Below are 12,207 nucleotides of genomic sequence, written 5' to 3'. Positions count from 1 at the left end.
GCACAGCGAGACAGAACGGATGCTGAACAGTAACTTGCTTAGAAAGCTCGACATGCAGGATCTCATGGTGTTTGTCGCCGTGTATGAGCAAAGCAGCGTCACCGACGTCTCGGAGGCGCTGTTCGTCAGTCAGTCCACTGTCAGTTACTGCCTGAAAAAACTGCGCACCAGCTTCGAAGACGAATTGTTCGTCAACACCCGCACGGGCATGCGCCCGACCTACAAGGCCAGCAGCATGTACGGCCATGTGCAGAAAATCCTCGAAAGCATCAACCTGTGCCACGCCGGCGCCCCGACCTTCGACCCGATGGCGCAACCGGTGACCTTCAACATCTGCGCCCCGGAATACTTCGAACAACTGATCCTGCCGCGAATGTTGAAGCGCTTCGACTTCGATGACTTGCCGGTGATGGTCAACATGCACAAGTTCGAAACCGACGTGCCGGTCGAAGAGCTGCGCGACGGCAGCCTCGATCTGGTGATCTGCTTCGGCCCACACTTCCATCGCAGCCACGCCGACCTGAAGTCACGCATGCTGCTGGAAGATGACCTGGTCTGCGTCTTCGACAAACGCGCCACGCCGCTGGAGCCGCGCCTGAGCCTGCAAGCCTTCACCGAACGCCGGCATGTGTTCCCGACACCGTGGACGTCGACCACCAACATGGTCGATGGCTGGCTGGCGCGCCAGGCGCAGAAACGCCAGATCGTCGCCCGCTCCAACAGTTACAGCGCGGCGTTGAAGATGATCACCGGTACCGATTTCATCCTCACCCTGCCCCGGCGTATCCAGCGTTTGCTGACCAACGATGCCGTGTTCAACCACTGCGAGGCGCCGAACGGTCTGCCGGGGTTCACCCTCGACATGCAGTGGAGCCACAACGTCGATCAGGACAGCGCCAACCTCTGGCTGCGCGAGCAGGTCATCAAGACCTGCGCGGAGCTGGAAACGGCCTGAGTTCTACACGCCGATGGCGATCTTGTTGTAGCCCCCCCGGTCAATGTCGAGCAGCTCCACACTCAACTGCACCTCAACCCCGGCCGGCCATTCACACAGATCCTGCAATACCGCCAACAGGCTCTGCGACAGTTGCGTCTTGATCTCCGAGGAACGACCGCTGAGCAGCGCCAGCCTTACCGCCACAAAGGCGCGCTCGTTCATGGCGGTGCCGACCTTGAAGGTTTCAACCTTGATCGCGCGGCTCTTGATATCGAATTCCTGCATGAACTGACCGGAGCCCACCAGCGTGTTGTTGAGCCGGATCAACGCCAGGTCGGCGTTCAGTTGCGGCAGGTTGGCGGTGTATTCCAGGTGCAGGTGTGGCATGTCAGTGCTCCAGAGGTTCGGCAAAAAGGCCGTAGATATAACACAGCAACGCCTGACTCACGCCAACGACGACATCACCGGCCGCTCACTCATGAATTGCTCCAGCCGCGAACGCAGCCAGCGCTCCGCCGGATCGCTGTCGACGTGGCTGAGCCAGACCATCGACAGGTCGAGAGTCGGGGTCTTGAACGGGAACGGCTCCTTGAACAGCAGCCCGGAAGCGGCCATGGCGTCGGCGGTGTAGTCCGGCAGGCTGGCGATCAGATCGGTGCCCGCCAGCAGCGCCGGCAACGAACTGTATTGCGGCACCGACAACACCACCTGACGGGTGCGGCCGATGTCTGCCAGCCACTCATCGGCGTAGCCGCTGACATTCGCGGTGTGGGAAACCAGCACGTGAGGACGTGCGCAATATTCATCGAGGGTCAGCGGCGTGTCGGACTTGTCGGCACGCAGGATGCTCGGCTGAATGTGCCGCAACAATTTGCGCTTGGCATTGGCCGGAAGGCCGCGGGTCTGGCTGATGCCGACGGTGATATCGCCCGCGGCCAGCAGATCGGGAATCCGCCAGTAATCGACATGCTGCACGACGAACACCACGCTCGGCGCCTCCTGGCGCAAGGCGCGCAACAACGGTGGCAGCAGACCGAATTCGACGTCATCCGACAGACCGATGCGAAACGTCATGGTGCTGACGGCGGGATCGAAATCCCGGGTCAGGCTCAACGCTACCGACAGCGAGTCGAGCGCAGGCTTGAGATGGCGATAAATGTCTTCGGCACGAGCAGTCGGCTCCATGCGATGACCGACGCGAATGAACAACGGATCGTTAAGCAGGGTGCGCAGACGGTTGAGCGCCGAGCTGATGGTCGGCTGGCCGAGAAACAGCTTCTCGGCGGCCCGCGTCACGTTGCGTTCGAGCATCAAGGTCTCGAACACCACCATCAGGTTGATGTCGGCCTTGCGAAGTTCATTGCGGTTCATCCATTGCCCCCCCGATCCCCAGATGGCGGCAGTGTAGAAAGGCCGTGGGGGCGGCGTCCATCGAAACGCTGCGTCATTGCACCGTTAACGTCTTCAGCCCCAAGCCCATAATCCGCGAATCGTCGTTGATACCCAGCTGCCGAGGGCTGACGGCATCCGGCAGCTGCAATTCGATGTCGAGCCGGTCATCCCTCCCGAGGCGCTGGTTGAGCGCGGCACTGATCGGAATCTCCAGGCGGTTGCCTTGAAACTGCGTCAAACGGGTCTCCAGTACCTGTTGGCCATTCAGGCTGACGATCACCCGCTGGCCGGGGTGCCCGGGCTGAATGAATGCCAATGCGTCGATCACGATCGAGCGTGCCGGTGGCAATACTCTCAATTGGATTTTCGCCTGTTGTCCTTCCGTCCACGTCCCCCAGCTTTCCGGTTTCGTCCAGCCGCTGGCCAGTTGTCGGTTGCGATAGTTGAAGGTGAGCGTCTGCCCTGGACGAGTGAGGGGCGTGAGCAATATCTGCTGCCCTTCATCAGGCATCTGCAGGCATTCCCTGCAGCGCTTCCAGCCAGGCGCCAGTACCGCTACCCCGTCCACGCGCGTCAGCAGATCGGTTTCACTGCTGATGCTCCATGCGGCATCGACCAGAGCGTCGTCATCAAGAACGTACAAGGAGTCCGCGTCGTACTGCCCCGAATCGAACATCGCGCGTGCTTTCTGTTGTGCTTGCATCAGCGCCGAAGTGCTCATGCGTCCCAGATACACCGCATCGGTTTTCATCCCGTGGGTCGCTGCGAAACCGGCGATCATCTGCCAGCGATCGCTCTGATTCTGCGGCATCAGGCTGCGCACATTGGCGTAACGCGCAGCAGCACTGGCCCAGAAGGAATCAACCATCGGGCTACTCCAGACCGATGACGGCGCGAGCATTTTCCCCTGCCTGATAGCCATCCATCCGCTGCGGGTGTCGGCAACCTGGATCAACAACGCGACGGCAAGCAGAGCGATGGCGATGCGTGGCCGGTAACCGCGTATCACCAGAAAAATCATGGTCAGGATGCAGGCATACAACACCGGCCAGAACATCCGCCCCGAGGCCCGAAAAATACTGGCCAGGGCAATGACGCCATCCGGCAGCGGATACTCGAACGTCAACGCCCCAATGCCTATTCGGTTCGACAGCGCGAAAAGCCATAAACCGAGCATGACCAGCAACAGCCATGGACGAGCACGTACTTCATCCTTCAAGGAATGCCGGTTGCGCAGCCAGGCCAAAAAAGCCGGCGGCACCAGCAACAGAACGCCCAGGCCAAAGTAGTTGAAACCTTCGTAATCTCCGTCAGCCTTCGGCAGGTCGGGCAGGATCAATGACCAGCCGGCCGGGTCGAGGGGCGACAGCAGATTCATCCGGTACAAACCAAAACCGCCCGAGGCCGCACCATCGGCAATGCTGAAGTACCCGGCCTGCCAGCAACACATGCTCACCAGGGCGAAAAGCATGCCGCCCTCGATCAAACCCTGACGCCGGGCCAGTGACTGATTGAATGTCTTGCCCAGCAGATCCGCTACCCAGATCAGCGCAACCATGGCCAGCAGATAGGCGTGCACCCATGCCGTCACCGCCAGCAAGGTGCCCCAGGCCAAGCGCCGTCGGCGCAGGTTCGGCAGCAGCGCGAGGTATAACGCAGCCAGGATCAGGAAATGGCCGGCCAGTGAAAGATGCCCGCCCATGCGCAAGAACATCGCTGGCGAGAACACCAGCAGCCCGGCACCCAGCAGTCGAATCACGGGATTGGCCGTCATCAGCCCCATCAGTTTCCAGCCAAACCAGGCCTGCAGGACACAGCAGGCCAGCAGCCACAATCCGAAATACTGAAAGGTGTCCGGCAACCAGGCACTGAATGGTTTGAACAACAGCGCCAGTAGTGGATTGGAGTCGGAAAAAATGATCGCGCTACCCAGTTCCAATCCATATGACGGATTGAGCCCGAGCGGGAAAGTCCACGGCGAATGTCGGAAAAACGCCCAGCCCAGATAATGCGTGGCCGGATCGCCCTGCTCCAGCCAGGTAATGTTCTGCGGGTTCAGCGCTTGCGGTCCGACCACCAGAAAAAACACCAGAGCACCCAAAAACAATGGCAACAGGGAAAGTGCCGGGTGCTCCTGTGAGTCCTTCATCGATACGTCCAGAAGTTGTGCAGTACAAAGGTGAATGCCGGAATCGTCAGCGCCACGGCACCGATTCCGGCGAGATAGTGCAGCCCTGCCATCTGTGCCGCCCAGGCCACGAACATCGCCAACAGAAAGCCACCCGCCGAAACCAGCATGAAACGCAGCAGGGTTTTACCGTGCAGTCGGGCCGAGAAACTCCAGGTAGTGTTGATCACGTAGGACACCAACGTCGCCACAATAAAAGCCACACCGTTGGCCAACGGAGGCAGGGGGCTGACGAAGTTGATGAACAGCACCGCCACCAACGCATGCAATGCGGTGACAAACAGACCGGTCACGGCGAAGCGCAAGCCGCGCTGGATCAAGGCGGATCTTTCGGTGGGTGTCACGGCTTGCGCGCCAGCACGAACACACTCAAACCCGCCAGACGGTTCGTGCCCATCAAAGGCAGCTCAAGTCGGCACAGCGTCTTCAGGACGGAATTGACCAGCGGATGATGGCGCTTGAGCTGCGAACGGGGGGCCGAGCCATGGGCAGCACCAGGCAACAGACGGGAGGCAAGCGCAATGGGGAACACCGCGCCGAAATAGTAGGCGCCTCGTTCAACCTGCAACCCGGCATCGGCGGCCAGGTTTTCGAACTGCGTCAGTGTGTAGCGACGCTTGTGTTCGAGGAAATCATCGTGCCCGCTCCACATGAACTGGAACGCCGGCACGGTCATCAGAAAGCGGCTGCCGGATGGCACTTTATCGACGTAGGACTTGAGCAGGCCGAGGTCGTCATCGACGTGCTCCAACACATCCATCAGCAACACCAGATCAGCGTCGACGTTGTCGATCGAGCGACGGTAATGCACCGGTTTACCGGCGGTGGTGGCGCTCGAATCGGCCGGGTAGCTGATGTCCACGCACCACGCTTCGCGCGCCGCTGTGTGGCTCAACAAATGATGGGAGAAGAATCCTGAACCGGCGCCGACGTCGAGAATTCGTTTGATCGGCGTTTCACCCAGCAAGCGGCGGGTGGCGGCCGCTTTGGAGCAGTAATACCAATGCTCGCCGATGCTGTCGCCGAGGATGTCGGTTTCCTTGAGGTCCATCTGTCAGTCCTTGGATTCGTAGATGCGGCGCACCAGGAAAACCGGCCGGCGCTTCGCTTCGATATAAGTGCGGCCCAGGTACTCGCCGAGCACGCCGATGCCAATCAACTGCAAACCGCCGAGAAACGTCACGGCCACCATCAGCGAGGCGTAACCGGGCAAGTCAACGCCATGAATCAGCGTGCGCAGCACAATGAACATCGCAAAGGCGAATGACGCCAGAGAGACCAGCGCTCCCAGATACGTCCAGATCCGCAACGGTTCGGTGCTGAAACTGGTAATGCCTTCGAGGGCGAAATTCCACAGCCGCCAGCCATTGAACTTGCTCTGCCCCACCGCCCGCTCCGGGCGTTCGTACTCGACCTGGGTGGTGCGAAATCCGACCCAGGCGAACAGACCTTTCATGAAGCGCCGGGATTCGGGCAGCGTCAGCAGCGCGTCGACCACGCAGCGATCCATCAGCCGGAAATCACCGACGTTTTCCGGTAATGCCTGTTCGGCAATTTTGTTGTGCAGGCGATAGAACCAACCGGCGGAAGTCTGCTTGGCCCAGGAGTCGTTGCGCCGGCTGATGCGGTGGCCAAGCACCACTTCAAAACCTTCGCGCCAGCGCTCGATCATTTGCAGGATGACCTCGGGCGGGTCCTGCAGATCGACATCGATTGGCACCACGACTTGCCCGGTGGCCGTCTGCAAACCGGCGGACAGCGCCGCCTCCTTGCCGAAGTTACGGCTCAGATCGACGATACGGATGCGCGAGTCGCTCTGTTGGCAGTGCAGCAAGCGCTCCAGTGTTGTATCGGAACTGCCGTCATTGACGAACACCAGTTCCAGCTCGACCAGCGTCTCTTGCTCGAAAACCTGACGAATGCGCAGGAGAAAACCGTCGAGGCTGTCCTCTTCATTGAATACGGGCACTACCAGCGACAGCGTCACCGGGCCCGCGTGTTGCGTTCCGTGCGGATGGGTCAATGGAGTGCTCTTTTCTTATAGTGTTGATGGGTCGCCGAAACGGATTCGACGCCATGAGCCTCGCCGTATTAAGCAGCACCCAACCAGGTCACGCAAGGGCGCCGCGAGGACGTACCTGCCAATCCAAAGGTCGATCCCGACGCTCTGCCCCGCACCTGACGGAAACATTCTCCAACGATTGGAAACAAATCCTCGATAGCCAAAAAACCGCGCTCCGCTAGGCTTGCGTCGAAGCGACAGGTTGTCGCACAAACGCATCGCATGGAGCGAATTGAATGTATTTCGAGATTTACAGGCAATCCAAAGGCACCCCGAGCACCGGTAAAGGCCAATGGCGCTGGAGATTAAGGGCGGGGAATCACGAGACGGTCGCCAGTGGCGAATCGTACGTGAACAAGGCGGATTGTCTGCATGTGATCGAGTTGATCAAAGGTGTGAAGGGTGAGACACCGGTCAAGGAGATCTGAGGAAAACCCAAGACGCCGGGCTGCCTGTATTGGCAGCTCCGGCGACTGAACGAATGCGGTTTCAGAACCTCTCGGGAATGTGCCTGAACGGATAATCCGACTCTTTATAACCGCCCGGTTTCTGCCGTTTGGGCAAGGTCACCTTCTCTCGCGGCACCTCCTTGTAGGGGATGCGACTGAGCAGATCCGAGATGATATTGAGCCGCGCCCGACGTTTGTCGTTCGAGTTGGCCACCAGCCATGGAGCGTAATCGGTGTCGGTCGCTTCGATCATGTCGTCCCGCGCCCGGGAGTAGTCATACCAGCGGCTGTAGGACTTGAGGTCCATCGGCGACAGCTTCCAGATCTTGCGACCGTCGACAATGCGCGCCTCCAGGCGCCGGGTCTGTTCTTCCTGACTGACATTCAGCCAGTACTTGAGCAGGATCACCCCCGAACCGACAACTGCGCGCTCCACCAGCGGCACGGTCTTGAGAAACTTGTCGACCTGTTTGTCCGTGCAAAAGCCCATCACCCGCTCGACGCCGGCGCGGTTGTACCAACTGCGATCGAAGATCACCACTTCGCCGGCCGCCGGCAAATGCGGCAGATAGCGCTGCAGGTACATCTGGCTCTTCTCGCGATCGGTTGGGGCCGGCAACGCGATGACGCGAAAGACTCGCGGGCTGACCCGCTCGGTCAGCGCCTTGATGGTGCCGCCCTTGCCTGCACCGTCGCGGCCTTCGAAGATGATGCAGATCTTGATGCCTTCGGCCTTCACCCACTCCTGCATTTTCACCAGTTCGATATGCAGGCGGCGCAACTCGGCAAGGTAGTCCTTGTTCGACAGTTTTATATGTTCGTCAGGTTTTTCTCGGGGCGAGCCTTTCTTCTTTCCCTTTGCCATGACCAGACCTCTCGGGTTGGAACGACAGCCAGGCTCGTCGGCAATGCATGACCTGGAACCGGAAAGTTTAGTCATTTATCGCAAAACGCAAGCAAACGGGCGGTAACGCTCAGGCAACGTGCTTATTGCGAAAAAGCCTGTGCAGTTTTTGACGGAACGCCAATCGCCAACCATTCTCCATCACGGCGCAGCTTCCGATGTCGGCCGTTGATGCCTCGCGTGTTGCAAACCTGCCATCTGGATGTGGGGAAGAGGTCATGCACAGTTCGCTCTTGCGTGCCGCGTCGCTCATGCTCGCCTTGAGCGCTGCACCGGTCCTGGTGCAGGCCGCGGATGCGCCTGAGGCCCAAGCGGCGGCTACCGTTCCGGCCAAAGATGCCGTGTTTACCACGGAGCAGCTCGACCAGATGCTCGCGTCGATTGCGCTGTATCCCGATCCACTGCTCGCTCAAGTGCTGATGGCCGCCACCTATCCGGGAGAAGTCGCCGAAGCCGTGACCTGGTCCAAGGCCCATCCGGATGCCAAGGGCGATGACGCGGTCAAGCAAGTGGCCAGCCAGACGTGGGACCCGAGCGTGCAGGCCTTGGTGGCGTTTCCGCAGGTATTGGCGACACTGGGGCAGGATCCGGTCTGGGTGCAGCGTCTGGGGGATGCCTTCCTGGCCCAGCCTGACGAACTCATGGCCGGCGTTCAGCGCTTGCGGCGTCAGGCGCAGGCGGCGGGCAATCTGCAGAGCAATCAATATCAGAATGTGACGGTGCAGAACGTAACGCCGCCCATCTCTGCCGGGACAACCAAGCCGGCCGACAACACGACCATCATCATTCAGCCCGCCGATCCGCAGGTGGTCTACGTTCCGACCTATAACCCGACGACCACTTACGGCACCTGGCCTTATCCGGCCTCGCCGCCGGTGTATTACCCACCGCCGCCCGCTTATTACCCGGGTCAGGCACTGGTGGCAGGATTGGCTTTCGGTACGGGCGTGGCGGTCGTCGCGTCGTTGTGGGGCGACTGCGATTGGAGCAATAACGATATCGACATCGATGTAAACCGTTACAACAACATCAACGCCAACAACCGGATCACCAACAACCAGAACAAGTGGCAGCACAACACCGTGCATCGCGATGGCGTGCCCTATCGTGACAACCGCAGCCGTACGCAATATGGCCGGCAGCTGGATGGCGCGGCTCAGCGTGATGCCTATCGCGGGGACAACGCGCAGCGGACGCAGGCTCGGGAACGGGCGCGCAGTTCGATGGACAGAGCCGGTTTCGAACGCCCCGCCTCCAGCAATCGGGAAGCCCGCAATCAAGTCCGCGAAGCGCAATCCGCCAATGCCGGCAACCGGATGCAGGGCGGTGCGGACAGGCCCAGAGCCGCCGACCGCGCTCAAGGCAACACACGGGAGGCGCGCCAGCCCGGCGTCAATCAACGTGAAACCCGTGCGAATCAAAACCGACCCGCCGCGGGCAGTGCGCGAAACAACGCCTTCGCCGGCGCGCGCTCTCCGTCCCAGACCCGCGTCCAGGCTGATCGCGGCCGTGCCAGCCAGATTTCTGCGCAACGTCCCAATACTTCACGCGCCGCCGGACATCAGATCAGCCGGCCATCCGGCGGGGGCATGCGTCAGAGAGGAGGTGGCCGTCGATGAACATCCATTCTCTGGTCAAAAACTGCCTGACCCTCGCGGCCGGCCTCGCATTTTCGAGTCTCGCCTCGGCCCAGCAAGTGTTTCCAACCCCGGAAAAAGCCGCTGACGCCTTCGTCGAAGCCCTCGGCACGCAACACGCCGATCAAAAACGCCTGACCGAACTGCTGGGCGAGGAATGGCACAGCTTCATTCCCCGTGAAGGCGTGCAGCGCAGCGATGTCGATGCCTTCCTGCAGCAATACCGCGAACAGCACACCCTGGAAAAGACCGGCGACAACAAGGCCGTACTCTCCGTCGGGCCCGATCACTGGACGCTGCCCATCCCCCTCATCAAAGACAAAACCGGTTGGCGCTTCGACATGAAAGCCGCGCAGGTCGAAATCCGTGCCCGTCGCATCGGCCGCAACGAACTGGCGGCAGTGCAATCGGCGCTGGCCTACCACGACGCGCAAATGGACTACGCCTCGGAAGACCGCGACGGCGCCCTCGAATACGCACAGAAAATCTTCAGTTCCCCCGGCAAACACGACGGCCTCTATTGGCCAGAAGACGACAGCGGCCAGATCAGCCCCCTCGGCCCCGCCTTCGGCCAGGCCATCAACGACGAAGACTGGCACGGCTACCACTTCCGCATCCTCGACGCCCAAGGCCCGTCAGCCCCGGGCGGCGCCTACAGCTATCTGATTGGAGACAAGATGAGCCGCGGATTCGCCTTGATCGCCTGGCCAGCGAAGTATGCCGACACCGGGGTGATGAGCTTCATGATCAGCCATGAGGGCCAGGTTTTTCAGAAGGATCTGGGGCCGGATGGGGAGAAGGTGGCGAAGGCGATGACGCGGTTTGATCCGGATGATAGTTGGGAGGTGGTGGATTTGGGGCAGAAGTAGTTGGGGTGTCGAATTGCGCCGGATCAGAAACGAAAAAGCCCCGCAGCTTCTCAGCTACGGGGCTTTCTTTTACTTATCGGAGCTTGGCGCAAGTTTCCAGATAGTCTGCGACTGCTTCTTCAAATGCCTTACGGGGTTCGTTGATCGACTCACCATGAAAACCGACAACATCTTTTATTCCTTCGATATGACCAACAAAAAGACCGTCCTCGTCGCTGTACCCAATGCGGGCGGTGAAGCCGTTGTAGCCCATCACGTTCATCGGGTACTTCCTTGTCGTTATCAGGCTTGAGCATCACGCCGACAAGAATAATCAGGTGACTCAAAACGAGCTTGTAGGCAGAATCCGCGAGTTGCGTGTGAATGAGCTGTAGCTGTGCATAACGGCCGGTTGCTGCCTTGTTGGCCTTTCTTTCGGCGGGATATTCTCAAGACGTCGCTGCCTATTCAGCGGCCGGGCTTGGAAACCCGACGAGTCACGCAACAGCGCCCCTGACAAATGCTGGCGACTTCTTACGCCCGTAAATTTGCTTTATGGCGGCTGTGCGTGGGACGCCCTCGGGCGTGCCGGTCTCCTTGACTCCCGGTTTCCAACCTGCGCACAGCTGCCACCCATTCGCTTGGAAACGAAAGTGGCAGCTCCTCACAGTCAAGGAGTTACACATGCATGATGCACCTGAAGAAAAAACCACTGGGGCTACGCCCTTTCTGTATTGCTCAGACATTCCTTTGTTTCATGTCAGCGCCGGGGTGCCTGTCAGCCAGGCGTTGGCTCAAGCTTCTGATTTGCTGGCCCTCGCCAAGGCACTTGCAGAAGATGCGGCGTTCATTAGAGAAACGGACCGATATGCCTGGGCTGCGCATTTCTTGACGGAGATGGGTAAGGCGGTTCTTGATGATGTGGTGAAGGCTGTTTCGCCGAGGCCTGCAAGAACGCTGAGCACAGAAAAATAACGATTACGTCACGCACCGCCCTCCAGAAAAAGGAAAAAGCCCCGCTGCTGTTTAGACATGGGGCTTTTCAAATACAGACAGAGGGAAAACTGTTTGTAGGCATGTGATTCAGGTTGTTTGCTGACTAACGCAAGGTCCCACATGAGGCCACCCACCTTGAATCGTCCGATTTGCTCGCCATCTTCCTTCATCATCGACACGATGCTGCGGCTGCCGGCAGCGCTTCGACTCTGGTGAACAGCTCATTGACTCGACTGCGCAACCGAACCCGCTCAACGTCTGGAGTTCGGCGCCTGAGGCGGTGGGGGTAGTAACACGAACGAGAGACATCAGAGACTGTGCAAAGCCAATCGACCGGCTCTCGAGCAATCAAATGATCAATCAGCGTGTGCGCTCGTGCTCTTCCGACATCAAGAGCGCGGTAGCCTTTTTTAAAATGGATTTCTCCCGCTCAAGACGAGCGATTCGAGCTTCCAGTTCCTGGATTTTCTGCTGCTCAGGCGTCAGCGCTTTACTGTGCGGAGTGACGCCATTGCGCTCCTGCTGGAGCTGATTGACCCAGCGTCGCAGTTCGGACTCGAACACTCCGAGCGAACGGCAGGCTTCGATATGGCTATAGCCTTGAACGAGCACGAGGCCTACCGCCCGCGTTTGAATTCAGCGGAAAAGGAACGACATTGCTTGGTCATCAGACACCTCTGTCTGGCGAACATTCTCGCCTAAATGGGTGTCTGGTTTCATTAGACCACTACATCCGAACCTCGTCAGAAGCAGGTGGCACATTGATAGCGACTCGCTGAATTTTGTGATCCAAT

The 12,207-nt window shown here is 59.5% G+C and carries 12 protein-coding genes and 2 pseudogenes; 5 read left to right on the top strand and 9 right to left on the bottom strand.

Features of this window, described 5'->3' with window-relative positions:
• Positions 1-19 precede the first annotated feature (19 nt).
• Positions 20-955, top strand: a complete 936-nt coding sequence (locus K3819_RS07185) for a LysR family transcriptional regulator (RefSeq protein WP_064594151.1) — start codon at positions 20-22, stop codon at positions 953-955.
• 3 nt (positions 956-958) lie between these two features.
• Here K3819_RS07185 and K3819_RS07180 read toward each other — a convergent pair whose 3' ends face one another.
• The 6 genes from K3819_RS07180 to K3819_RS07155 form a co-directional block, all read right to left on the bottom strand.
• On the bottom strand, positions 959-1,324 hold the full coding sequence (locus tag K3819_RS07180; protein ID WP_221398924.1) for a 5-carboxymethyl-2-hydroxymuconate Delta-isomerase: 366 nt from the start codon (positions 1,322-1,324) through the stop codon (positions 959-961).
• A gap of 57 nt (positions 1,325-1,381) precedes the next feature.
• Positions 1,382-2,308, bottom strand: a complete 927-nt coding sequence (locus tag K3819_RS07175) for a LysR substrate-binding domain-containing protein (protein WP_221398923.1) — start codon at positions 2,306-2,308, stop codon at positions 1,382-1,384.
• 73 nt (positions 2,309-2,381) lie between these two features.
• Positions 2,382-4,478 carry a DUF6311 domain-containing protein gene (locus K3819_RS07170; RefSeq protein ID WP_221398922.1) on the bottom strand — a complete coding sequence of 699 codons (2,097 nt, stop codon included), beginning with the start codon at positions 4,476-4,478 and terminating at the stop codon, positions 2,382-2,384.
• On the bottom strand, positions 4,475-4,861 hold the full coding sequence (locus tag K3819_RS07165; protein WP_064594141.1) for a GtrA family protein: 387 nt from the start codon (positions 4,859-4,861) through the stop codon (positions 4,475-4,477). The genes K3819_RS07170 and K3819_RS07165 overlap by 4 nt, the downstream gene beginning before the upstream one ends.
• A complete protein-coding gene (locus tag K3819_RS07160) occupies positions 4,858-5,568 on the bottom strand; it encodes a bifunctional 2-polyprenyl-6-hydroxyphenol methylase/3-demethylubiquinol 3-O-methyltransferase UbiG (RefSeq protein ID WP_221398921.1) in 711 nt (236 codons plus the stop codon). The genes K3819_RS07165 and K3819_RS07160 overlap by 4 nt, the downstream gene beginning before the upstream one ends.
• A gap of 3 nt (positions 5,569-5,571) precedes the next feature.
• Positions 5,572-6,540, bottom strand: coding sequence for a glycosyltransferase family 2 protein (locus K3819_RS07155; protein ID WP_221398920.1), 969 nt, complete (start codon positions 6,538-6,540; stop codon positions 5,572-5,574).
• 275 nt (positions 6,541-6,815) lie between these two features.
• Here K3819_RS07155 and K3819_RS07150 point away from each other — a divergent pair, with 275 nt between their 5' ends.
• Positions 6,816-7,007: a DUF1508 domain-containing protein gene (locus tag K3819_RS07150; protein ID WP_039772660.1), complete on the top strand. Its 192-nt coding sequence runs from the start codon at positions 6,816-6,818 to the stop codon at positions 7,005-7,007.
• A gap of 61 nt (positions 7,008-7,068) precedes the next feature.
• Here K3819_RS07150 and ppk2 read toward each other — a convergent pair whose 3' ends face one another.
• On the bottom strand, positions 7,069-7,893 hold the full coding sequence (gene ppk2, locus K3819_RS07145) for a polyphosphate kinase 2 (protein ID WP_221398919.1): 825 nt from the start codon (positions 7,891-7,893) through the stop codon (positions 7,069-7,071).
• 257 nt (positions 7,894-8,150) lie between these two features.
• On the opposite strand from ppk2, the gene K3819_RS07140 reads away from it, so the two are divergent.
• A complete protein-coding gene (locus K3819_RS07140; protein ID WP_221398918.1) occupies positions 8,151-9,551 on the top strand; it encodes a DUF3300 domain-containing protein in 1,401 nt (466 codons plus the stop codon).
• A complete protein-coding gene (locus tag K3819_RS07135; RefSeq protein ID WP_221398917.1) occupies positions 9,548-10,438 on the top strand; it encodes a DUF2950 domain-containing protein in 891 nt (296 codons plus the stop codon). The genes K3819_RS07140 and K3819_RS07135 overlap by 4 nt, the downstream gene beginning before the upstream one ends.
• 79 nt (positions 10,439-10,517) lie before the next feature.
• Here the strand turns inward: K3819_RS07135 and K3819_RS07130 are convergent.
• A pseudogene (locus K3819_RS07130) lies at positions 10,518-10,700 on the bottom strand (type II toxin-antitoxin system HicB family antitoxin); the annotation flags it as partial.
• A 401-nt stretch (positions 10,701-11,101) separates the two neighbouring features.
• On the opposite strand from K3819_RS07130, the gene K3819_RS07125 reads away from it, so the two are divergent.
• Positions 11,102-11,392 carry a DUF3077 domain-containing protein gene (locus K3819_RS07125; protein ID WP_221398915.1) on the top strand — a complete coding sequence of 97 codons (291 nt, stop codon included), beginning with the start codon at positions 11,102-11,104 and terminating at the stop codon, positions 11,390-11,392.
• Between the two features lie 89 nt (positions 11,393-11,481).
• Here the strand turns inward: K3819_RS07125 and K3819_RS07120 are convergent.
• Positions 11,482-12,081 (bottom strand): annotated as a pseudogene (locus tag K3819_RS07120) (transposase); the annotation flags it as partial.
• Between the last annotated feature and the right edge of the window lie 126 nt (positions 12,082-12,207).

This window comes from Pseudomonas sp. 3-2, assembly GCF_019710535.1.
GTDB classification, from domain to species: Bacteria; Pseudomonadota; Gammaproteobacteria; order Pseudomonadales; family Pseudomonadaceae; genus Aquipseudomonas; species Aquipseudomonas pharyngis.
The sequence above is the reverse complement of the archived record's forward strand: the minus strand, read 5'-3'. Positions and strand labels throughout refer to the sequence as shown.